Source organism: Micromonospora sp. NPDC049645 (genome assembly GCF_040675155.1).
In the GTDB taxonomy this organism is placed as follows: Bacteria; Actinomycetota; Actinomycetes; order Mycobacteriales; family Micromonosporaceae; genus Micromonospora.
The window spans coordinates 69,458-89,945 of the sequence record NZ_JBFAOI010000015.1 but is presented as its reverse complement, the minus strand read 5'-3'; the positions used below and the strand labels follow the sequence as shown (position 1 = coordinate 89,945).

At 72.1% G+C, this 20,488-nt stretch carries 22 protein-coding genes, 1 tRNA gene and 1 pseudogene; 12 read left to right on the top strand and 12 right to left on the bottom strand.

Features of this window, described 5'->3' with window-relative positions; genetic code table 11:
* Positions 1 to 175: 175 nt before the first annotated feature.
* From AB0J33_RS26620 to AB0J33_RS26595, 6 genes are all read left to right on the top strand, one after another.
* A complete protein-coding gene (locus tag AB0J33_RS26620) occupies positions 176 to 592 on the top strand; it encodes a CBS domain-containing protein (protein ID WP_334502076.1) in 417 nt (138 codons plus the stop codon).
* A 220-nt stretch (positions 593 to 812) separates the two neighbouring features.
* Positions 813 to 1,184, top strand: a complete 372-nt coding sequence (locus AB0J33_RS26615) for an SCP2 sterol-binding domain-containing protein (protein WP_363617046.1) — start codon at positions 813 to 815, stop codon at positions 1,182 to 1,184.
* Entirely contained in the window at positions 1,184 to 3,244 is a 2,061-nt protein-coding gene (locus tag AB0J33_RS26610; RefSeq protein ID WP_363617044.1) for a glycogen debranching N-terminal domain-containing protein, read from the top strand. The genes AB0J33_RS26615 and AB0J33_RS26610 overlap by 1 nt, the downstream gene beginning before the upstream one ends.
* A gap of 96 nt (positions 3,245 to 3,340) precedes the next feature.
* On the top strand, positions 3,341 to 4,096 hold the full coding sequence (locus AB0J33_RS26605; RefSeq protein WP_363617042.1) for a lysophospholipid acyltransferase family protein: 756 nt from the start codon (positions 3,341 to 3,343) through the stop codon (positions 4,094 to 4,096).
* An 80-nt stretch (positions 4,097 to 4,176) separates the two neighbouring features.
* Complete coding sequence (locus AB0J33_RS26600) at positions 4,177 to 4,785, top strand: isochorismatase family protein (protein ID WP_363617040.1); 609 nt, start codon at positions 4,177 to 4,179, stop codon at positions 4,783 to 4,785.
* 4 nt (positions 4,786 to 4,789) lie between these two features.
* A complete protein-coding gene (locus AB0J33_RS26595) occupies positions 4,790 to 5,770 on the top strand; it encodes a DJ-1/PfpI family protein (RefSeq protein ID WP_363617038.1) in 981 nt (326 codons plus the stop codon).
* Here the strand turns inward: AB0J33_RS26595 and AB0J33_RS26590 are convergent.
* The 5 genes from AB0J33_RS26590 to AB0J33_RS26570 all read right to left on the bottom strand — a co-directional run bounded on the left by AB0J33_RS26590 (position 5,652) and on the right by AB0J33_RS26570 (position 10,023).
* Entirely contained in the window at positions 5,652 to 6,374 is a 723-nt protein-coding gene (locus tag AB0J33_RS26590) for a hypothetical protein (protein ID WP_363617036.1), read from the bottom strand. The genes AB0J33_RS26595 and AB0J33_RS26590 overlap by 119 nt on opposite strands.
* 72 nt (positions 6,375 to 6,446) lie before the next feature.
* Positions 6,447 to 7,160: a response regulator transcription factor gene (locus tag AB0J33_RS26585; protein WP_363617035.1), complete on the bottom strand. Its 714-nt coding sequence runs from the start codon at positions 7,158 to 7,160 to the stop codon at positions 6,447 to 6,449.
* On the bottom strand, positions 7,133 to 8,341 hold the full coding sequence (locus tag AB0J33_RS26580; protein WP_363617034.1) for a hypothetical protein: 1,209 nt from the start codon (positions 8,339 to 8,341) through the stop codon (positions 7,133 to 7,135). The genes AB0J33_RS26585 and AB0J33_RS26580 overlap by 28 nt, the downstream gene beginning before the upstream one ends.
* Positions 8,331 to 9,509, bottom strand: a complete 1,179-nt coding sequence (locus AB0J33_RS26575; protein ID WP_363617122.1) for an ATP-binding protein — start codon at positions 9,507 to 9,509, stop codon at positions 8,331 to 8,333. Before AB0J33_RS26575 ends, AB0J33_RS26580 begins: the two co-directional genes overlap by 11 nt.
* Before the next feature lie 118 nt (positions 9,510 to 9,627).
* Positions 9,628 to 10,023 carry a VOC family protein gene (locus tag AB0J33_RS26570; RefSeq protein ID WP_363617032.1) on the bottom strand — a complete coding sequence of 132 codons (396 nt, stop codon included), beginning with the start codon at positions 10,021 to 10,023 and terminating at the stop codon, positions 9,628 to 9,630.
* Positions 10,024 to 10,249: 226 nt separating this feature from the next.
* Here AB0J33_RS26570 and AB0J33_RS26565 point away from each other — a divergent pair, with 226 nt between their 5' ends.
* Both AB0J33_RS26565 and AB0J33_RS26560 read left to right on the top strand, forming a co-directional pair.
* Complete coding sequence (locus AB0J33_RS26565; protein ID WP_363617030.1) at positions 10,250 to 11,248, top strand: hypothetical protein; 999 nt, start codon at positions 10,250 to 10,252, stop codon at positions 11,246 to 11,248.
* A gap of 160 nt (positions 11,249 to 11,408) precedes the next feature.
* On the top strand, positions 11,409 to 11,975 hold the full coding sequence (locus tag AB0J33_RS26560) for a hypothetical protein (RefSeq protein ID WP_363617028.1): 567 nt from the start codon (positions 11,409 to 11,411) through the stop codon (positions 11,973 to 11,975).
* Positions 11,976 to 11,980: 5 nt separating this feature from the next.
* Here the strand turns inward: AB0J33_RS26560 and AB0J33_RS26555 are convergent, their stop codons facing one another.
* The 4 genes and pseudogenes from AB0J33_RS26555 to AB0J33_RS26540 form a co-directional block, all read right to left on the bottom strand.
* Positions 11,981 to 12,226, bottom strand: a complete 246-nt coding sequence (locus tag AB0J33_RS26555; protein WP_363617026.1) for an ankyrin repeat domain-containing protein — start codon at positions 12,224 to 12,226, stop codon at positions 11,981 to 11,983.
* Positions 12,227 to 12,248: 22 nt separating this feature from the next.
* Positions 12,249 to 12,371 (bottom strand): annotated as a pseudogene (locus AB0J33_RS26550) (ankyrin repeat domain-containing protein); the annotation flags it as partial.
* 306 nt (positions 12,372 to 12,677) lie between these two features.
* Positions 12,678 to 13,058 carry a VOC family protein gene (locus tag AB0J33_RS26545; protein WP_363617120.1) on the bottom strand — a complete coding sequence of 127 codons (381 nt, stop codon included), beginning with the start codon at positions 13,056 to 13,058 and terminating at the stop codon, positions 12,678 to 12,680.
* A 53-nt stretch (positions 13,059 to 13,111) separates the two neighbouring features.
* Positions 13,112 to 13,184 (bottom strand) — tRNA-Arg (locus AB0J33_RS26540).
* Between the two features lie 292 nt (positions 13,185 to 13,476).
* Between AB0J33_RS26540 and AB0J33_RS26535 the strand changes: the two genes are divergently transcribed.
* Entirely contained in the window at positions 13,477 to 14,040 is a 564-nt protein-coding gene (locus tag AB0J33_RS26535) for a hypothetical protein (protein WP_363617024.1), read from the top strand.
* A gap of 22 nt (positions 14,041 to 14,062) precedes the next feature.
* Here AB0J33_RS26535 and AB0J33_RS26530 read toward each other — a convergent pair whose 3' ends face one another.
* Both AB0J33_RS26530 and AB0J33_RS26525 read right to left on the bottom strand, forming a co-directional pair.
* Positions 14,063 to 15,154, bottom strand: a complete 1,092-nt coding sequence (locus tag AB0J33_RS26530; protein WP_363617022.1) for an alpha/beta hydrolase — start codon at positions 15,152 to 15,154, stop codon at positions 14,063 to 14,065.
* A 261-nt stretch (positions 15,155 to 15,415) separates the two neighbouring features.
* On the bottom strand, positions 15,416 to 15,835 hold the full coding sequence (locus AB0J33_RS26525) for an HPF/RaiA family ribosome-associated protein (protein WP_363617020.1): 420 nt from the start codon (positions 15,833 to 15,835) through the stop codon (positions 15,416 to 15,418).
* A gap of 303 nt (positions 15,836 to 16,138) precedes the next feature.
* On the opposite strand from AB0J33_RS26525, the gene ssb reads away from it, so the two are divergent.
* From ssb to AB0J33_RS26510, 3 genes are all read left to right on the top strand, one after another.
* The gene (gene ssb / locus AB0J33_RS26520; RefSeq protein WP_363617018.1) at positions 16,139 to 16,900 is read left to right on the top strand and encodes a single-stranded DNA-binding protein; all 762 of its coding nucleotides are present in this window, start codon (positions 16,139 to 16,141) and stop codon (positions 16,898 to 16,900) included.
* 301 nt (positions 16,901 to 17,201) lie between these two features.
* The gene (locus AB0J33_RS26515; protein WP_363617118.1) at positions 17,202 to 18,188 is read left to right on the top strand and encodes a cobalamin biosynthesis protein; all 987 of its coding nucleotides are present in this window, start codon (positions 17,202 to 17,204) and stop codon (positions 18,186 to 18,188) included.
* Positions 18,185 to 19,726 (top strand): cobyric acid synthase, encoded by a 1,542-nt coding sequence (locus AB0J33_RS26510; RefSeq protein ID WP_363617016.1) that lies wholly within the window; start codon positions 18,185 to 18,187, stop codon positions 19,724 to 19,726. Before AB0J33_RS26515 ends, AB0J33_RS26510 begins: the two co-directional genes overlap by 4 nt.
* A 269-nt stretch (positions 19,727 to 19,995) precedes the next feature.
* On the opposite strand, the gene AB0J33_RS26505 is transcribed toward AB0J33_RS26510, so the two are convergent.
* Entirely contained in the window at positions 19,996 to 20,397 is a 402-nt protein-coding gene (locus tag AB0J33_RS26505; protein WP_363617116.1) for a rhodanese-like domain-containing protein, read from the bottom strand.
* Positions 20,398 to 20,488 lie beyond the last annotated feature (91 nt).

Below are 20,488 nucleotides of genomic sequence, written 5' to 3'. Positions count from 1 at the left end.
GGAGGGTGTGCCGGGTACACCCTGCCTCGCTGTCGCGGCAGATGGAAAGGGGCCGGGCGGTGGGCGCCGGCACGAGCAGCGACGAGGCCGGCCCGGCGGGCCCGGCCCCCGCTCGGCGTTACCTCCACCCGAGCGGCGGGTAGACGGGCCGTGCCGACACCGAGAGGGGAGCACCATGACAACGGTCGGAGAGTTCATGACGACCCGGTTGGTGACGATGGACGGCAACGACACGCTCATCTCAGCCGCGCAGGAAATGCGTGACAGCGCGATTGGCGATGTGGTGGTGACCGACGGCGACAGTGTGGTCGGCATCGTCACGGACCGGGACATCACGGTCCGAGGTGTCGCGGAGAACATGGATCCGGGCTCGACCCGGTTGAACCAGATCACCACGCGCGACGTGATCACGGTGAGTCAGTACGACGATGCCGTGGCCGCCGCGGACCTGATGCGGACGTACGCCGTACGCCGACTCCCGGTGATCGACGACGGGCGTCTGGTGGGCCTGGTGTCGATGGGTGACCTCGCGGTCGAGCGCGAACCGCAGTCGGTCCTGGCCGACATCAGCGCCGACGACCCGAACAACTGACCGTCCGCCGCGGCGCGCGCCGGCTCTCCCTCCCGGGAGAGCCGGCGCTGCGCTACCCACCCCTGGCGGACCAGGCGGCAGGGTGGGGTTCACCCGATCTGGGCGAGGTTGACCGGAGAAGCGGCGGGGACCCGTGCGGGGACGTGCAACGCCGGCCGTCCGCGTGACGCGAGCGCGGTGGGTGGGATCCCGGGCCCGGCAACTGGGAGGAGTGGACCCGATGGTGGACGCGACCACGAGGTTCTTCGAGGATCTGGACCGGCGGGGGTACGAGCCCCTGCTGGCCAAGACCTCCGGGACGCTGCGTATCGACCTGCAGGAGGGGCCGCGGACCCGGCACTGGCTGCTGAGGATCAACCACGGCCGGCTGAGCGTGAGTCAGGAGAACCAGGAGGCCGACACGGTGATCGGTGCGAGCCCGATCCTGTTCGACGAGATCGCCTCCGGCCGCGAGCACGGCCTGGCGGCGCTGTTGCGGGGGGACATGACGGTGTCCGGCGACGCTCGTCTCGTCGTACAGGTGGAGCGGATTTTTCCGGGTTCCCCGGACTCCCGAGGGCCTCGTCGGCGTTTCGTGGGGGAGGGGCACTGATGGGGCAGAGCAACACGATCCGGATCCTGGACGGCAACACGTTCGTCGTCTGCGAGGACACCGGTGACATCGAGGCGACGCCGAGCGAGCCCACCGGGCTCTTCTCCATCGACACCCGGTTCCTGTCGACCTGGGTGCTGACCGTCAACGGCGAGCGGCTCAACTCGCTCTCCTTCGACGACCTGCAGTACTTCGAGTCACGATTCTTTCTCGTCCCGGGGATGGCGACGCACTACGTGGACGCGAAGCTGTCGATCATCCGGGAGCGCGCGGTGGGCGGCAGCTTCCGGGAGCAGCTCACCATCCTCAACCACGACGAGAAGCCGGTCGACCTCGAAGTCCGGATGGACGCCGCGTCGGACTTCGCGGACCTGTTCCAGGTCAAGGACGAAATCCTGAACAAGAAGGGCGAGATCTACACCGAGGTGGAGTCGGACAAGCTGCGGTTGGGGTACCGGCGGGGCAACTTCCGGCGGGAGACGGCGATTACCTCGACGGTCTCGGCCCGGTACGACGACAAGGGCTTCGCGTACACCGTCCACCTGGAGCCCAACGAGCAGTGGGAAGCGACGATCGAGGTCGAGACGCACGCCGTCGGGCCTGGCGGCCGGGACCTGCGTCTCGGGCTGAACGTGCACGGTACGGAGCGGCTCGCCCTGCAACACGACCTGGAGCGGTGGATCGCCGACGCACCCAAGGTCAACAGTCAGCACGGCCGGGTGGCCAGCACGTACCGGCGCAGCCTGATCGACCTGGCGGCGCTGCGGTTCTCACCGCTGTCGCTGGGCGGCGCCACCCTGCCGGCCGCCGGCCTGCCCTGGTTCATGACCATGTTCGGCCGCGACAGCATCCTCACCTGCCTACAGACGCTGCCGTTCACCCCGCAGTTGTCGAAGACGACGCTGCGCATCCTGGCGTCGCTGCAAGGCAGCCGGTTCGACGACTTCCGGGACGAGGACCCGGGGCGCATCCTGCACGAGATGCGCTACGGCGAGACCGCGGCCTTCGAGGAACAACCACACTCGCCCTACTACGGGTCGGTGGACGCGACGCCGCTGTTCGTCGTGCTGCTCGACGAGTACGAGCGGTGGAGCGGGGACGTCGCCCTGGTCAAGGAGTTGGAGCAGGAGTCCCGGGCGGCGCTGCGGTGGATCGACAACTACGCCGACCTGGTCGGCAACGGCTACATCTGGTACGAGCGACGCAACACCGAGACCGGCCTGGAGAACCAGTGCTGGAAGGACTCCTGGGACTCGATCTCCTACGCCGACGGCACGCTGCCGCCGTTCCCCCGGGCCACCTGCGAGGTGCAGGGGTACGCGTACGACGCGAAGGTCCGCGCGGCCCGGCTGGCTCGCGAGTTCTGGGGTGACCCGGAGTTCGCCGACCAGTTGGAGCGGGAGGCGGCGGAGCTGAAGGAGCGGTTCAACCGGGACTGGTGGGTGGCCGACGGCGAGTACTTCGCCCTGGCCCTGGACCCGGACGGCCGCCAGTGCGACATCCTCAGCTCCAACATCGGTCACCTGCTGTGGAGCGGGATCGTCGAACCCGGGCGAGCGGAGAAACTCGCCGCGCACCTGGTCGGGCCGCGGCTCTTCTCCGGCTGGGGGGTGCGCACGCTCGCCGAGGGGGAGTCGCGGTACAACCCGATCGGCTACCACAACGGCACGATCTGGCCGTTCGACAACTCGTTCATCGCCTGGGGTCTGCGCCGGTACGGCTTCGCCGAGGAGGCCGCGACCATCGCCAGCGGCATCCTGGACGCGGCCACGTACTTCGACGGCCGGTTGCCGGAGGCGTTCGGCGGCTACCCGCGGGAACTGACCAAGTTTCCGGTGGAGTACCCGACGGCGTGCAGCCCGCAGGCCTGGTCGACCGGAGCGCCGCTGTTGCTGCTGCGCACCATGCTCGGTCTGGAGCCGCACGAGGGTCACCTGGCGGTCGAGCCGCGGCTGCCGGTGGGGATGGGGCGCATCGAGGTGCTGGACATTCCGGGTCGCTGGGGTCGGGTGGACGCGTTCGCCCGTGGGCGACTGGAGCTGGACAAGCTCACCGACTGACCGATTCGGCGATCGGACCCGGCGGTGGCGCGCAGCGCGCGTCGCCGCCGGTTCGGCACCCAGCCGAACCCCAACTCGACAGGGTAGATTCTGCGGATGCCGGAGCTCGTGTACCCGCCCGTTATCGCCACCGCCAAGACGATGTTCCGTCTCCTCGACCTGAAGATCACCATCGAGGGCGCCCATCACGTACCCCGTACCGGTGGGGCCGTTCTGGCCAGCAACCACGTCAGCTACCTCGACTTCATCTTCGCCGGTCTGGGCGCGAACGCGTCGGGCCGGTTGGTTCGCTTCATGGCCAAGGAGTCGGTCTTCACGCACCGGATCTCCGGCCCGCTGATGCGGGGGATGCGGCACATCCCGGTGGACCGGCAGGCCGGCGCTGGCTCGTTCCGCGCCGCCGTGAGCGCGCTCAAGCAGGGCGAGGTGGTCGGCGTCTTTCCCGAGGCGACGATCAGCCGGTCGTTCACCGTCAAGGAGCTCAAGAGCGGCACGGTCCGGATGGCCCGCTCGGCGAAGGTGCCGGTGCTGCCGGTCGCGCTCTGGGGCACCCAGCGCCTCTGGACGAAGGGCCGCCCGCGCACCCTCACCCGCCGGCACACCCCGATCACCATCCTGATCGGCGAACCGATCAACCCGGCGGACTTCCCGGACCCGAACGTGCTGGCGGCCGAGCTGACCACCCAGCTCAGCGCCCTCGTCGACCGGGCGCAGCGGGAGTACCCGGACACCCCGGCCGGCCCGGACGACACCTGGTGGCAGCCCGCGCACCTGGGCGGCAGCGCGCCCACGCCGGAGGAGGCCGCCGCCCTGGACGCCGCCGGCGAGCAGGAACGCACTCCCACCGTCTGACACCGGGTTGGCCGGATCGTTCCGCAGCTGGGCAGGATGGTGCCTGCCGGCGCGAACGCCGTCCGGCCAGGATCGACGTCATGAGCAGAGCAGCACTCGTCGTGATCGACGTACAGGAATCCTTCCGTCGGCGCCCGATCTGGGCGTACGGCTCCAATCCCGATCTGATCCGCCAGGTCGACCGGCTGGTGGCTGCCGCCCGGCAGCGCGGCGACCTGGTGGTCTGGGTGCTGCACTCGGAGCCCGGCACCGGCGGGTTGTTCGACCCCACGCTCGGTCACGTGCGGCTGATCGACGGGCTGGCCCCCGCCGAGGGGGAGCCGACGCTGGTCAAGACCGCGCACAACGCGTTCACCACCACGAACCTCCAGCAGTTGCTCACCCAGGCCGGCATCTCCGACATCACCGTCTGCGGCATCCGCACCGAGCAGTGCGTGGAGACCACCACCCGGGTCGGCGCGGACCTCGGCTACCGGATGACCTTCGTCACCGACGCGACGATGACCTTCCCCATCCCGCACCGGGACCTGCCGGCCTCCGCCACGGTCGCGGAGATCCTCGCCGACCCGCGTACGTTGACCAACGAGGAGATCATGACCCGCACCGAGTACGCGCTGGCTGGCCGCTTCGCGACCATTCGGACCGTGGACGAGGCGACCGGCGCGACCCTGGCCGGCAGTCGGAGCTGACGACATGACCCGGGTCGTCTTCCTGCTGGTTCCACAGCTGCACCTGCTGGACCTCGCCGGGCCGGCCCAGGTCTTCTCCAGCGCCGCCGACCTCGGGTACGACTATCAGCTGCACTACGTCGCGGAGCGGGAGCAGGTGCCCACCGTGCAGGGCGTAGCGCTGGTCGCCGACACCCGGTGGCCCGAGCTGACCCCGGACGACCTGGTGGTCGTGCCCGGTTGGCGACCGGCGGCGCACGGGCCGCAGGGGCCGGTGTCGCCCGGGGACCTGCGACGGCTCGCCGAGCACCATGCGGCCGGCGGCACGGTGGCCAGCGTCTGCGCCGGGGCGTACGCGCTGGGGCGGGCCGGGCTGCTCGACGGCCGCCGCTGCACCACCCACCACGAGGTGCAGGACGACCTGGCCCGTCGGCATCCGGCGGCCCAGGTCATCCGGGACGTGCTGTACGTGGTGGACGACCGGGTGGTCACCTCGGCGGGCATTGCCAGCGGCATCGACGTGGCGTTGCACCTGGTGGCGACCCGGCACGGCCCGGCGACCGCCGCGAAGATCGCCCGCACGCTCGTCGTCCACGCCCGCCGCAACGGGCACGAGCCGCAGGCCAGCGCGCTGATGCGGCACCGCTCACACCTGTCCGACTCGGTGCACCGGGTGCAGGATCTGATCGACAGCCGGTACGCCGAGCCCCTGCCACTGGCCGAGCTGGCCGCCGCCGGGGGCGTGGCCGAGCGGACGCTGACCCGGCTGTTCCGGGCGAGCACCGGCCTCACCCCGCTCGGCTACCAGCAACTGCTCCGGGTGGAACGGGCCGAGCACCTGATCGGGCACGGCACGACCGTGGAGGCCGCCGCGCGGGCCGTCGGCTTCACCGATGCCCGGATGCTGCGCCGCCTGCGAGCCCGCCCCACGAGGTCGGCTCCGGTCTTGACCGGTAGTAGTCGTCGCGGGAGTGGAACTCCACCGGCAACGAGCCGGGCAGCGTGATCCGGTTGTCACCGGCGAGCAGGCCGGGACCGGCCCGCAGCAGCAGCACGTCGCGTTCCTGGGCCGAGAGGTCGACCAGTTGCGGGCGGTTGAGCCGGAACATGGCCACCGCCCGGCGGACCTGCCGGGCCAGCGCCACGACCTCGGCGGCGGCACCGCTCAGGGCCAACGCCGGCTGCTGAATCGTGCGCAGCGCGTCGCAGACGATCAGCAGCTGCGCCGGGGCGTCCGGTCCGGTCGCCGGCAGCTCCAACCGGGACGGCCACTGCCAGCGGATCTGCCCACTCATCAGGCCGTTGAGCCGAGCGGGCGGCCGGGCCCGGTGCGTGCCGTCGGCGACCAGCGACAACTGCGCGCCGCTGCCCACCCAGCAGATCCGTTGATCGGTGACGGTCACCGCGACCGGCTCGGGCAGCTGCCAACGGCGGCGCACCTCGCTCGGCCCGAGCAGGTAGCCCGCGACCAGCAGCCGGTGCCGCCCGAGCAGCCGCTCACCGGGCCTCGGTCGCAGGTTGTAGCGGCGGTCCAGGGCCGGGCCCACATCGTCGTCCGGGATGTCGAACCGGTGGGGACCGATGAAGAAGGGGGACGCGTCGGAGTGCATCGTCACGACCTTCCGGTCAGCTGGCTGTGTACTGAAGCCTTGCGGACCGGAGCGCCCCTGTCATGACGCCTGTTAGGGGGTCGGCCGGTCGTGCGTCGCCTGTGACCGGTAGATGCCAATCTCCTCCGGGCGGACGAGACCGTCCTCGATCGCACGGGCGAGTAGTGCCGCCTTTGTCGCGGCCGGCCGCCCCGCCCGGGTGTACTTGATCCGCGCGCGGTCGACGTACTGCTTGACGGTGTGTTCGCTGATCTGCATCCGCCGAGCCACCGACGCCTTGGACATCGACTGGAACCAGAGCAGCAGGGCCTCCCGCTCCTTGTCGGAGAGCATCGGGCGGTCCGGCCGCGGGTCGCCGACCATCGCACCGGCCAGCGCCGGCGGCACGTACGGGCGGTCGCTCGCGGCGGCCAGCACCGTCGCCACGCAGTGTTCCCGGCCCTCGTGCTTAGCCAGGAACGCCACCGCCCCGGCGTCCAGCGCGGCGAGCATCGTCTGCGGCTCGGTGTGCTCCGAATAGACCACCACCCGCCGCCCGGCGGCGCTCAGCTCGGCCAACTTGTCCAACGCCATCCGCCCGTGCAGCCGCAGGTCGAGCAGGACGACGTCGGCGTCCGGCGCGGCCCGCAGCACCTCGTCCGGGTCGTCGCCGGTGGCGAGCACGGTCAGGCGCGGCTCGGTGGCGAGCCAGGCGCGGACACCCTCGACCACCACCGGGTGGTCGTCGACGATCGCCACCCCGACCGGCCGATCGCCGGTCACCGCCGCCACCGGGTCTGCGCCCATCTGATGTTCCCGTCCCGCTCGTAGTGGAACTGCACCGGCCCGTCGTCGTATACCCCGGGTGGCGGGCCGGTCGCCTCGGGCCCCTCCCGGTCCGGCGTGACCAGGCTGACCACCACCTCGTCCGCGCCGGAGACCACGGTCAGCCGCGCCCAGCCCCGGGCGTCGGCGAGGGTGCCGGTGAGCGGGTCGGCCAGCCGGCGCCGGACCTCCACCGGCAGCGGCGGCGGGGTGCCGATGGTGACCAGGTCGATCGGGAGGCCGTTGCGTTCCGCCAGGTCGGCGGCGGCCCGCAACTCGTGCAGCAGCGGGTCGGGCACATCGTCGGACTCGGCGATCAGGCGGCGCAGCCGGGCGGCGGCGAGCACGCACCGGCGCTGCACCTCCGGGTCGGCCGGGTCGGCCTGGCCGGCGGCCAGGTCCCCGAGGACCCGCCCGGCCGCCGCGCCGACCAGGGCGAGTCGGTCCCGGCGCTCGCGAAGGCCACGCTCGGCGGCATCCCGCTCCGCGGCCATCGCGTGACCGGCGGCCGAGACGGCGGCCCGCTCCCGGGCCAGGCCAACGATGACCGTGCTGCCCACGAAGACCGCCACCGGCAGCGAGAACGTGCCGTAGACGTACATCACGTAGCGGGCCACGTCGGCCGCGTCGGGGCCGCGCCAGAGCACGGCGACCAGCGCGATCAACGCGTGCGTGCTCAGGAGCGCGATCAGCCCCAGCACGCGCCGACCCCACACCGCCAGCACGAAGAACCAGCCGAGGGTGCCCCACACCCAGTTGGCGGCGGTGAACAGCTGCCGCTCACCGGCCGCGGCGAAGACCGCCGCGTCGACGACAAGCAGCAGCCCGGCCAGCGGCCACGGCGGCAGCGGCGAGCCCCGCAGCAGCCGTACCCCGGCCACCGCGCCGGTCACGGCGACCAGTATCCAGGCGCCGAGCACCACCGCGGGCGCGGCGAACTCCGCGCGGGCCCCCAGCACCGCCGGCAGCGCGATCGCGGCGTGCCAGGCCAACGCGATGGCGACGGCGGCGATGCGGGCGCCCCGGTCGGACGCGTGCGCGACGGCGGCCGGCGTGGCGAGCGCCGCGGTGGAGACCGGCTCCCGGGGTGTCGGAACGGCGGCCCGGTGCGGTGCCTCCGGCGCGTCGGTGGGGTGCGTCGAGGCGTTCAGGTCAGCCGACACCGGGCCACTCCAGCCGAATCCGGGTGCCCGAGCCGATCGTCGACCGCACGTCGGCCCGCCCCCCGACTGTCGCCATCCGGCCGTGGATCGACTCGCGCAACCCGTACCGGTGCGGTGGGACGGTGGCCGGGTTGAAGCCGGGGCCGTCGTCGACGACCTCGACCACGACGCTGATCGCGTCCCGGCTCAGCCGCAGCGTGGCCCCGGCGCCCGGCGCGTGCCGGACCACGTTGGACAGCGCAGCGTAGGCGCTCTCGCTGATCGCGTCGGCCACACCGACCGGGACGGCGCAGGACGCCAGGTCCAGCCGCACCGCAAGCTCCGGCAGCCGGTCGACCACCGACCGCAACCGCCCGTCGAGCGGCACCGGGCCGTCGCCGGCCACCGGGCCGACGTCGGTGAGCGCGACGAGGGTACGCAGGTCGGCGGCGCACCGCTCGCGGAAGACGGTCGAGGGCCCGGTCACCGCGCCCAGCCCCACCATGGTCAGCGTCCCGAGCACGGTGTCGTGCAGATCGCGATTCTGTTGGCGTTCGGCCTCGCGGGCGGCGCGCGCGACCAACGCCTCGCGGGTCAGCCGCTGGTGCTCGGCGAAGGCGCGGTCCGCCCGGCCGATGCGTCGGCGCATGACCGCCGCCATCATGGCCGTGCAGGCGGTCTGCGCCAGCAGCGTGGCCGCGTGGGCCCGAGCTTCGGTGGGATTGCCGGCCGTCTGCGTTCCGGTCACGTAGGTGACGATCACCAGCAGGCCGGCCGGGATCGACCAGCGCGCCGGAGCGGTGGCCTGGGTGTTGATCACCGTGGTGCTGGCCAGCACGGCGATCCAACTGCCCTCGCCGGGCAGCACCTCGGGCGCCACCAGGACGGGGATGAGGAGGCAGGCCAGCGCGGTGACCGCCACGTCACCGGCGACCAGGGCGGGGTTGATGCCGTGGCGCAACGCGCGGTGCGCGTACCAGAGGGACCAGCCGGTCAGCACGGCCACGGCGGGCAGCAATACCGCCCGCTCGACCGGTGGGGTCTGCACCGACACGGCCACCCCCGCGCCGATCAGCCCGCAGGTCAGCCGGAGCAAGGCCGGCAACGTGGTGAAGATGAGTCCCAGCGCCCCGCCGGCCGGATTGTCCAGCGTGGGCGGCGGCACGGTCGGGGTGGCAACGGCCGGCATCGGGAAGTGTCCTTCCGACAACGACCCGGTCCGGGTCCACACGGCGTAGATCGACATCGGACAATAGCATGACCGACGGTAGGGGATGACCCTTTGTGTGCAGTGTGTCGCTAATGAGTCACTCTGCGTTGGTCGGCTGGAGCAGGTCCCACCGGTTGCCGTAGAGATCGACGAACACCGCTACCGAACCGTACGCCTCGTGCCGCGGTTCCTCCAGGAAGCGCACCCCGGCCTCCACCATCCGGGCGTGATCCCGGGCGAAATCCTCCGTGTACAGAAACAGGCCGACCCGGCCGCCGGTCTGGTCGCCGACCCGGGCACGCTGCTCGGCGGTGCTCGCCCGCGCCAGCAGCATCGCCGTCTCCCGGGCACCCGCCGGGCGGACCACCACCCAGCGCGAGCCGTCCGGTCGGGGGGTGTCCTCCACCAACTCGAAACCGAGGCCGCCGACGTAGAAGTCGATCGCCTCGTCGTACTCCTCGACCAGCAGCGCGACAAGTCCCAGGTGTGCCATTCGGCCATTCTGCCGGTGGGCTTCCCGGGCTCGGCCGGCGACGTCCCCGGCGGTCGGTGCATGATCCCCTCGCATTGCAGGAAGTCGGGGCATCCGGGACGCCGCGACACCCCGACATCATGAAAGCCGAGTCGATCACGAGTGCGGCGGTGCCACGGACCGCACGGGGCGGAACCGGATGCCCTCGTCGTCCGTCTCATCCTCTGGTGGAGAGGTGGTGAGCCGGATGCGCTCGTCTCGGACGGTACTGGCGGTGGCCCTGCTCGGCATGGCGTTGGTCGCCTGCAACGACACGGTCACCACGCCGGGCGGTCCGGCGAAACCGGACCCGGCTCAGATCGTCGAATCCTGGACCTCCTGTGCCAAGGACGCCCCACGGGCCGGCGAGATGATCTCGGTGCCGAGCCCGGAGACGCCCGCACCGGCGGGCAGCGACCCGAGAATCGGGTACATCGACCCCGCGTTCACGCCGGTCGCGGCAGTGATCTGCGGGCGGGAGATCCGGCCCGGCCCCGACGGCGGCCAGGAGCAGGTCGCCACCGAGCGACACGCCAAGGAGATCACCTCGCTGCTCGCCGCGCTACGCCTGCCCAGCCAGCAGACCGGCGGGAACGTCGCCTGCACCCTCGACATGATCGTCCCGCCGTGGCTGGCCCTGGTCGACGAGCAGACGCGCTGGCTGCGCCCCAGCCTGCCGACGGACTCCTGCGGCAAGCCGCGCGCCGAGGTGCTCGCCGCGTTGACCGGACCACAATGGACCACCGTTGACACCCGTACCATCCGGCAGGTCGGATCCGCGGCGGCCGAGGCCGCCGGATGCGCGCAACAGTGGACGGACATGGTGTGGGTGGAGGCCAGGGACCGTCGCCCCGGGCCGCCCGGCCAGGCCGCCGCACCGGCCGCCGGGCCGCTGCGACTCTGCGTCTACGAGGTGCCCGAGTCGATCCAGGGCGGCGACAAGCCGGCGGGCGATTTCGTGTACGGCGGGCCGCTGCCCGCCGACCGCCAGGCGGGGGTGCTCCGGGCGCTGTCCAACCGTCGGGCGGTGGTCGACTGCGCCACCCCGGCCACGCGCTTCGCGGTGCTGCGACCGCTCGACGGGACCGGCCCCGACCGGTACGTGGAACTCGACGGCTGCCTTCGGTTCCTGGTCAACCCGCCGACGGGTGGGGCGCACATCGGCCAGGGCGACGACACGCTGGCCGCCCTGCTGGGGCCCCTCTAGAGGGTCGGAGGTGCCCGCCGCCGTCCCGCTCGTGGCAGCTCGCATCACCCTGACCCTCGTACTCCACCGACGCATGGTGCCTGACTGTCACGACCAACCGCGCCGACCATGCGCGTTGGATGTCGGAAACTAGTTGCATGCGCACCCGGCGGAGCTCAACGTGATTGACCTGGATCGTCAGTTGGTCGGCCGAACCGACCCGGTTCGCCTTTCGGCCGGCCGAAAGGGGAATGTCCGGCTCGTGGCCGCCTTCGTGGTCGGCATCGCGTTCGGCGGTATCGGTGTTGGTGTGCTGCGAGACTCGCGGGAGGCGCGGGAGCGGAACGCCTCGGTCTCGCTCGTTGCCTTTCCTGCCTCATTCGGTGGTGGCGGTGCGGACGCCACGGGCGTCCTCCAGATGGACGGGCAACTGGCGGTGATCAACGCCGGGCCCAGGCCGATCACGGTCAACTCGGCTACCGGTCAACGACCTGGCGTCCAGGTCCGTGACACCGGCCAGTCTCGACTGCTGCGTCCCGGCGGCACCGCCTGGCTCGGTGTCAAGCTGCGCTTCGAGTGCGCTTCCGCCTTCGGAAGTGAGCCGCTGTCGATACGGTTCTCTGTGGAGACCGCCGACCGGCAGATCAGAGAGGTCAGCTACCCCGTCGCGGTGATGGGAAGCGTTTGGCACCAAGGGGCTGAGCGCCCATGCACGGCCCTGGCTGATCTGGCGAAGCGTCACGGCTAGGCATTTCAGATGTCAGCGGCGGCGGAGGAGGCGTCAGCGGCCAGGAGCAGATCGGCTGTCTGTGAGTGGTCGCCGCGTAGCGCCCAGTCCAGTGGTGAGTAGCCGATTCCTCGGTCTTCTCGAAGGTTCGGGTCCGCGTTGTGGGCGAGTAGTTCTCGTACGACATCGGTATGTCCCCAGGCCGCCGCAGCGCACAGGGGCGTGCCTTCCTGGCCGTGCCCACTTTCGGTGTCCGGCGACGCCGGCGGCAAGAAGGAGCCGCACGAGGTCGACCGCGCCGTGCACGGATGCCTGGTAGAGCGGGGTCGTGCCTTCGCGGTCGGCCGCGTTGGGGTCCGCTCCGACGCGTAGGACGGCGCTGGCGACCGCTGCGTCCTCGCGGAGCACCACCTCCATCAGGCGCTTGGCGAGCTTCTTCCGCTTCCGCTTGTTCACGGTCTTCAGGGTAGGCAGGTCCTACGGTTCAGCGGGCGGGCGCCCGGAAGTCATTCGTCGATCGCGACGACGTGGAGTGTGGCCTGGTGGCGCACGGCGCGTTTGTCGAACCGGGTGGACACGGCCCGGTGGCGTTCGAGTCGGTTGACGCCGCATTCGACGGCCACCCAGGCTCGCCGGTGAGCCGCCCAGGGTGTTGTGAGAGCCGCACACGGGCTGATCGGCGGCGCCACGACGGGTGCCGCGCGATGTGCGAGGGCAAGGCCGTCAGAGCTGCTGGACGATCTGGATCGGGTTACCGTCCGGGTCGGCGGTCCAGGCGATCAGCAGGCGATCGAGCCACCGGTGTGGTGCGGCCAGGGCGGGGGCACCGCTCGCCGTGAGGTGGCCGTACGCGCCGGCCGTGTCGTCGGTCCACAGGATCACCGCCGCCCGCTGGCCCTGGGGTACGGGGTCGAGCCCGTGATCGTCGCGAGTGGAGGCCACCGAGGCGACGCCGATCTTGTAGCCGTCGAGCACGAGATCGACGTGAATGGGCTCGCCCTCGGCCGGTACCCGGAAGGTCTCCGTGAAGCCGAGACCGGCGTAGAACGCGGCGGCGCGGGAGACGTCCTCGCTGAAGAGGATCACCTGAGGCGTCCGGAACATCGACACGGCCCGACGCTATCAGCGCAGCGGTCGCTGACCTGCGGTGGAGAGGGTGCGCCCGGCAGGATTCGAACCTGCGGCCTTGGGATTAGAAGTCCCCTGCTCTATCCGCTGAGCTACGGGCGCGTGTGACGTGGATGTCGCGCCCAGAGGGTACCGCCGTCGCACTGCCCGGCGGTGAAAAGGGTGCCCGCGTCCACGTTGCCGAGCAGGGTCTCACGTTCGCCGCGTAGCGGTCATCCGGGTTCCCGCTGACCGGCCCGGCCTCGGACCGTACCTTTGGCTGGTGTTGCTGGACTCCGACGCCGAGAGCGACGTCGCCTACGAGCTGTGCTAGGTCGTTGGTCGCGCCATCCTGCCGTACCGGTCCTCGGACGCCTTCGGTACCGCGTTCTTCTTCCGGGGCGGCGACGACCCGGTGGGGGAGTCGCTGCTGACGGCGGCCGACCTGGTGGGCGCGTCCGGTGGCGAGCTGGGCCTGCGGGCGAGCGTCACCGAACCGGCGGGGGTGGCGCCGGCCGTCATCGCCGAGGCCGAGATCGTGCCCGGCTGGGCCCGCTTTCCGGGCGACGGGGTCGCGGTGCTGCCGACCGCCGGCCTGCACCGCTTCGCCGGCGACGGCGGCTGGCGGTGGCGTGTCCAGCCGGTGCCGGCGGGGATCGCCGCCGGGTCCGAGGTGGTCGCCCGGCTCGGCGCCGACGCCGGTTCCGCTTTCGTGCTGGCCCACGGGGTACGCGAGGACGGGTCGCGCCCGCTGGAGGTCGCGATCGAGCGGGTGGTCCGCGACGGGGACGCCGTGGTGATCACCACGGAGCTACCGCCGGGGTACGTCGGCGCGCCGGTCCTCATCGTTCAGGCTGACGCGACCGGCGAGGTGTCGCCGTACTGCCTGGGCCTGGTGCGGCCCGGCGTGGGCGAGCACCCCGTGGCGACCTTCGACCGGATCCGTGCCGTGCTTCCGGCGACGCCCGGCGACGTCTGAACCGCGCGGGTGTGTGGGCTGGTCAGATGCCAGCCGTCTGCGCGTCGACCGGGTCCGGGTTGGCCGTGTCCGTCTTGACCGTGTCCGTCTTGACCGTGTCCGTCTTGACCGTGTCCGCGTCGATCGTGTCCGCGTCGATCGGTGCCTCGTCGGCCGGGGCGGTGGGGCCGGCGGCGAGGAACGCCTCTGCCCAGCGGGCCACCTCGTCGAAGACCTTCTTGCGGACGGCGGGGCCGGAAAGCGTGAGGTCGTGCAGCCCGCCGTCGAAGCGGGCCAGGGTGACGTGGCGACCGAGGCGGGGCGCGTAGCGGACCATGTGCTCGACGTCCAGCACGGCGTCGGCCAGGGTCGCGTTGTCGTGCCACTTGGTGCCCCGGAAGGAGCGGGTCGAGCAGGCCAGCAGCACCGGCACCTGGATGTCCAGCCCGGCGCGGAGCCGGCGTTGCCCGGTGCGGATCGCGTTCAGCCAGCCGGCCCGGACCGGGAACCCTGCCAGCGGCTTCCACTCCAGGTCGTAGGTCCACTCGCCGCGGTGGTCGGAGTGGATGCTCTCGCCGTACACCGTGCCGAGCCCGAACGGGAGGATGCGGTGCGGCGCCCTGCGGCCCAGCCGGGACGCGGCGGCCGCGAGGGGTCGACGCACCGCCCAGGGGGCGTTGAGGTCGAAGAACGGGCTGTTGAGCACCAGCCCGTCGATGGTGCCGGTGTCACGGCGGGCGTCCGCCCAGAGCGAGATGATCAGGCCGCCGGTGGAGTGGCCCATCGTCAGCAGGGTCTCGTGCGCGTCGTCCCTGCGGATGATCTCGGCGGCGGCGTCCAGCTCGGGGAAGTAGTCGCTGATGTCGCGGCAGAAGTTCGGGGTCTGGCCGGGCAGCAGACTGCGGCCGTATTTGCGCAGGTCGAGCGCGTAGAAATCCCAACCGCGTGCGGCGAAGAAGTCGGCCAGGTGGGTCTGGAAGAAGTAGTCGACGAAGCCGTGCACATAGAGCACGGCCCGCCCGGTGGGGCTTTCGGCCCGCCGCCGGACCAGAGTCGCGACCACGGGGCCTTCGTCGTCGGTGCCCAGGTCGATCGTCTGCCGCTCGTAGGGCGGCCCCAACACGTCCGGTTCCACGAACGCGACGCTACGCCGCCAACCTACCCAGCGGTAGCCCCGCCCGCGCCCCCGCGCCGCGCGTGCCCCCGCGCCGCGCGTGCCCCCGCGCCGCGCGTGCCCCCGCGCCGCGCGTGCCCCCGCGCCGCGCGTGCCCCGCCCGCCCCCCGCGATCTTGCACTTTCTGTCCTGTCATAACGGGCGAAAGCCGTTGTTCGGGAGCTGAAAGTGCAAGATCGCGGGGCGGCATCGCGGGGAGCGGCGGGCGGGGGTGGGCGTGGGTCAGGCTGTTTCCGCGTCGGCGCGGGGGGTCGAATCCTCGGAGTCGTCGGCCTCGATCTGCGGCTGGGGGAGGTCGCGCAGGTGCTTGTTGTGCCGGGGCTCCTGGCGGGTCTTGGCGTCGTTGAGCCGACGCCGCAGGTCGTCACGGACGTCGTTGAGGGCGGCGTGCAGGTCCTCCTCGGCGGAGGTGGTGACGATCTTCTGCCGGCCGGCGATCCAGCACTCCAGGGTGACCTTCTGGCCGCGCGCCTCCCGGTCCTTCACCGACACCTCCAGCTCGGTGGCGTCGGCGTGGAAACTGGCGAGCCGGGCGTCGAGGGTCGCGAACTGCTCGGCGATCCAGTTGCGGTCGCCCTGCGAGAACCCGGCGCCCACCCGCAGGCACTCAGCCACGGTGGCCGGGTTCGCCACGGCGCTCATCGCCGCGCCTCGGAAGCGTTCGCGGAGCCGATGGTAGTGATCATCATGGCGCTGACCTCTCGTCGACGTGGAGCTGTCGGTGGTGCGTTGATCAAGTCCTTACCCAGTTCGACAGACCTGGGAAACCGTGGACGGCGGGTCGGGCGGGTCGGGCGTACCACATCCGAGCGTGATCAGGGCGTTGTCCACAGGGGGGTCCGTCATCCACAGGCCCGGGCCGGGCGCTGGCGATCGGCGGCCCCAGCACCGAGGCTCGGTGTCGAGTCGACTCGCGCTGGCAGGCCCCGATCCCCTGGAGGGACGATGTTCGACACCAACGTAACAATTGTCGGTAACGTCATGACTGCGCCGGAATGGCGGCGTACGACCCAGAGCAACACCCTGGTGGCCAACTTCAAGGTCGCCTCCACCGCCCGCCGACTCAACCGGGACAGCGGCCGGTGGGTCGACGGCAACTCGCTCCGCGTCCGCGTCAACTGCTGGCGCAAGCTCGCCGAGGGGGTGGCCGCCTCCGTCATGGTCGGCGATCCCGTGGTGGTCTGCGGTCGGCTCTACACCCGCGACTGGACCGACGAGGCCGGCAACCACCGCACGCTCTACGAGCTGGAGGCGGTCGCCGTCGGCCACGACCTCTCCCGGGGCCGGGCCCGGTTCCTGCGCAACCGGCCGAGCATGACCACCAGCACCGTCGAGGACGCGGAGGCCGAGAGCCGGGTGCACGGCGAGCCCACCGAGCCGGTGCCGGCCGGCCAGGCGCCCGTGCTGCCCGACGACCGTCCGCTGGATGACGACTTCGAGCTGCCTGACTACGCCGAGCTGCGAACCAGTCCGCTCGGCACCGTCCCGGAGGACGGCAGCTCTCCGAGCGGTGCGCGGGTCGACCTCCCGCCGGGCCTCGACGACGAGTTGGCGCCTCCGCCCGGTGCGGACGACGACAACGCCGACGACAACGCCGACGCCGACCTGGACATCGAGTTGGGGCCGGTGCCGGACGAGGGGCAACCGGAGCCGGAGCAGCCCGGTCGAGGGCGGCGTGGTCGGGGCCGCGTCCCGCAGCCGGCCTGACCGATCGGCTCGACCTTCGCGGAGGTGGGGCGACGGTCGAGCTCGCAGAGTCTCCATGCCGTGCGGTGCGGTGCGGCGCGACGGGGGCGGGGTGGCGACGCGACCAGCGTCGTCACCCCGCGTGACAAGTGTCGGCGGGTGGCATCGGAGTACCGCCCTAACAAGCCGCCAGAGAGCCGTCGCCCACCTGTTCGCTCCAGGGGTTCTGGTCGCGGGTGCGGCACCGTGGGTTGGGCCCTTTCCCGGGATGCTCGTCTAGGCTGGCCGGCCGGAGGTGGTGCGGGTGCGACGGACAGCGCCGATGGCGAACGCGGTGGGGCTGCTGGCCGGGTACGCGCTGGACAGGCTGCTCGGCGACCCACGCCGGTGGCACCCGGTGGCCGGTTTCGGGCAGGCCGCAGGCGTGCTGGAGCGCCGCGTCTACCGCCCGGACCGGACGGCCGGTGCGGCATTCACCGCGCTGGCCGTCGGCGGTCCGGTGCTGCTCGGGGCGGTCGCCGCGGCGGCTACCCGGCACCGTCCGGTGACCCGGGCGGTGCTCGTGGCAACCGCCACGTGGACCGTGCTGGGGGGTCGCACGCTGCGGCACGAGGCGACCGTCATGGGTCGGACGCTGCGCGACGGTGACCTGCCCGCTGCCCGGCGACGCCTCGGTCACCTCTGCGGGCGGGATCCGTCGACGCTCGGCGAGTCGGAGCTGGCCCGCGCCACCGTCGAGTCGGTCGCCGAGAACACCTCCGACGCGGTGGTCGCTCCGCTGCTCTGGGGTGCGGTCGCGGGTCTGCCGGGGCTGCTGGGCTACCGCGCGGCGAACACCCTCGACGCGATGGTGGGGCACCGGTCGGCGCGCTACGCGCGGTTCGGCACTCCTGCCGCCCGCCTGGACGACGTGCTCAACCTGGTGCCGTCCCGGCTGACCGGGCTGCTCACCGTCGCCGTCGCGCCGGTGGCGCACGGAGACCAGCAGCGCGCGTGGCGGGTGTGGCGGCGTGACCGCAACGACCACCCGAGTCCCAACGCCGGGCAGTGCGAGGCGGCGATGGCCGGTGCGCTCGGCGTTCGCCTCGGTGGCCGCAACGTCTACTTCGGGCGCTCGGAGGTTCGGCCGTTCCTCGGCGACGGCCCCCGTCCCGAGGCACGACACCTGAAGCGGGCAGTCCGCATCTCCGGCGCGGTGGGGCTGGCCGCCGTCGGGCTGGCCGCCGCGTACCCGGTGACTCTCGGTCGCCTCGTCGGTGCCGTGAGCAGGCGCGCACTGATCGGGGTACGACGGGGGAGCGGGCGATGAGCGGCGGGCTGCTGGTCGCCGGCACGACGTCCGACGCGGGCAAGAGCGTGCTCACCGCCGGCATCTGCCGTTGGCTGCACCGGCAGGGCGTGAAGGTGGCGCCGTACAAGGCGCAGAACATGTCGAACAACTCGGCGGTGGTGGTCGGGCCGGACGGGCACGGCGGCGAGATCGGGCGAGCCCAGGCCATGCAGGCCGCGGCGTGTGGGCTCGCACCCGACCTACGGTTCAACCCGGTGCTACTCAAGCCGGGCAGCGACCTGGCCAGTCAGGTGGTGCTGCTGGGCGAGGCGGTCGACACGATCACCGCCGGCACCTTCCGGCAGTTACGTCCCCGACTCGCCGAGACCGCGTACGCGGCGTTGGCCGAGCTGCGCGAGGCGTACGACGTGGTGATCTGCGAGGGGGCCGGCAGCCCCGCGGAGATCAATCTGCGGGCCGGTGACTACGTCAACATGGGCCTGGCCCGCCACGCCAACCTGCCCACCATCGTCGTCGGCGACATCGACCGGGGCGGTGTCTTCGCCTCGATGTTCGGCACCGTGGCCCTGCTCGACCCGGCCGACCAGGCACTGATCGCCGGATTCGTGATCAATAAGTTCCGGGGCGATCTCGGGCTGCTCCAACCCGGTCTGGACATGCTCCGGCAGGTCACCGGTCGCCCCACGTACGGGGTGCTGCCCTGGGCACTTGACCTGTGGCTCGACGCGGAGGACTCCCTCGCCTACGGCCGGGTGCTCGGCCGACCCGCCGCCCCGCACGGCACCGAATGGCTGGACGTGGCCGTCGTCCGCCTACCCCGGATCAGCAATGCCACCGACGTGGAGGCCCTCGCCACCGAACCGGGTGTCCGCGTACGCCTCACCATCGAGCCGGCCGAACTGGCCGCCGCCGACCTCGTCGTCCTGCCCGGCTCGAAGTCCACCGTCGCCGACCTCGCCTGGCTGCGTGAGACGGGCCTCGCCGACGCGGTGCTCAGCCATGTGGCGGCCGGTAAGCCCCTGCTCGGCCTCTGCGGTGGTTTCCAGATGCTCGGCCGCGCCATCCACGACCCGGTGGAGAGCCGGCGGGGCAGTGTGCCGGGGCTCGACCTGCTGCCCATCGAGATCACCTTCGATCCGCGCAAGACCGTCCGGCAGTCGGTGGGCACCGGCCACGGTGGCCTCCCGGTGCGTGGCTACGAGATCCACCACGGGTACGTCTCACACACCGACCCCAGCCTGACCCCGCTGCTGACCGGCGACGACGGCGTCGGTGAGGGAGCCGTGCTCGGCGCGGTGCACGGTACCCACTGGCACGGGGCGTTCGAGTCGGACGGGTTCCGCAGGTGGTTCCTCACCGAGGCGGCCCGCCTGGCCGGCCGCGGCGGGTTCCGGGTCGCACCGGCCACCAGCTTCGCCGCCGCCCGGGAACGCTCCCTCGACCTGCTCGGCGACCTGGTCGAGGAGCACCTGGACACCGACGCCCTCTGGCGTCTCATCGAAACCGGCCCACCCACGGACCTTCCGTTCATCCCACCCGGCCCTCCACCGTCCTGACCGGGCCGCCGTCCAATGCGGAGGGTGTGGCGTGTGACCAGCTTGGTGGCGGGGACGCCGGTGCCCCGGGGCGGCCAGGCGTGATCGCGCACGAACCTTGTTGTAGTGGCCTCCCGGGCGACGGAGGGCCCTCTTGCCAGGATCGAGCGCGATCTTGGACACCGCGCCCCGGGCGGCGGGCGCCGGGCAGGGTCTCCGGGCGGCGGGCGGCGGGCGGCGCGGTTCGGGCTTGGACGCCGCGCGTGGGCGGGTTGGGCGAAGTGAGGGAGTCAGGGGCGGATGTCGGCGGGGCGGTCGGTGGTGGGCAGGCCGGCGGCCAGCCAGGCGTCCACACCGCCGATCATGTCGGTGGCCCGGCGCAACCCGAGGGTTTGCAGGCTGGCGGCGGCCAGGCTGGAGCTGTAGCCCTGCCGGCACACCAGCACGATCTCCCGGTCGTACCCGGTGGCTTCCGGGATCCGCCAGGCGCTGGCCGGATCGAGCCGCCACTCCAGTACGGTCCGGTCGATGACGATCGCCCCCGGCAGGTCGCCCTGGTCGCGGCGCTGCGGTTCGGTACGGGTGTCGACCAGTAACGCACCGCCCCGGACCGCCTCGACGGTCTGCTGCGGAGTCAGTCGGTGCAGCCCGGCGCGGGCCTGTTCGAGCAGGGCGTCTATACCGGGGCTCATCACGTCTCGGAGCACCACCCGATCATGCCGATTCGGTGGCACGCCGGACGGCGAACGGGCCGCCCGTCACCCGTCGCCGCCCCAATTCCCC

Coding starts and splice junctions, on each gene's coding strand:
- AB0J33_RS26595 (WP_363617038.1), top strand. CDS start 4,790: ATGACCCGGGTCGTCTTCCTGCTGGTTCCACAGCTGCACCTGCTGGAC.
- AB0J33_RS26505 (WP_363617116.1), bottom strand. CDS start 20,397: ATGAGCCCCGGTATAGACGCCCTGCTCGAACAGGCCCGCGCCGGGCTG.
- AB0J33_RS26565 (WP_363617030.1), top strand. CDS start 10,250: ATGCGCTCGTCTCGGACGGTACTGGCGGTGGCCCTGCTCGGCATGGCG.
- AB0J33_RS26620 (WP_334502076.1), top strand. CDS start 176: ATGACAACGGTCGGAGAGTTCATGACGACCCGGTTGGTGACGATGGAC.
- AB0J33_RS26600 (WP_363617040.1), top strand. CDS start 4,177: ATGAGCAGAGCAGCACTCGTCGTGATCGACGTACAGGAATCCTTCCGT.
- AB0J33_RS26525 (WP_363617020.1), bottom strand. CDS start 15,835: ATGAGCGCCGTGGCGAACCCGGCCACCGTGGCTGAGTGCCTGCGGGTG.
- AB0J33_RS26510 (WP_363617016.1), top strand. CDS start 18,185: ATGAGCGGCGGGCTGCTGGTCGCCGGCACGACGTCCGACGCGGGCAAG.
- AB0J33_RS26610 (WP_363617044.1), top strand. CDS start 1,184: ATGGGGCAGAGCAACACGATCCGGATCCTGGACGGCAACACGTTCGTC.
- AB0J33_RS26605 (WP_363617042.1), top strand. CDS start 3,341: ATGCCGGAGCTCGTGTACCCGCCCGTTATCGCCACCGCCAAGACGATG.
- AB0J33_RS26575 (WP_363617122.1), bottom strand. CDS start 9,509: ATGCCGGCCGTTGCCACCCCGACCGTGCCGCCGCCCACGCTGGACAAT.
- ssb (WP_363617018.1), top strand. CDS start 16,139: ATGTTCGACACCAACGTAACAATTGTCGGTAACGTCATGACTGCGCCG.
- AB0J33_RS26545 (WP_363617120.1), bottom strand. CDS start 13,058: ATGTTCCGGACGCCTCAGGTGATCCTCTTCAGCGAGGACGTCTCCCGC.
- AB0J33_RS26615 (WP_363617046.1), top strand. CDS start 813: ATGGTGGACGCGACCACGAGGTTCTTCGAGGATCTGGACCGGCGGGGG.
- AB0J33_RS26590 (WP_363617036.1), bottom strand. CDS start 6,374: ATGCACTCCGACGCGTCCCCCTTCTTCATCGGTCCCCACCGGTTCGAC.
- AB0J33_RS26570 (WP_363617032.1), bottom strand. CDS start 10,023: ATGGCACACCTGGGACTTGTCGCGCTGCTGGTCGAGGAGTACGACGAG.
- AB0J33_RS26515 (WP_363617118.1), top strand. CDS start 17,202: ATGGCGAACGCGGTGGGGCTGCTGGCCGGGTACGCGCTGGACAGGCTG.
- AB0J33_RS26585 (WP_363617035.1), bottom strand. CDS start 7,160: ATGGGCGCAGACCCGGTGGCGGCGGTGACCGGCGATCGGCCGGTCGGG.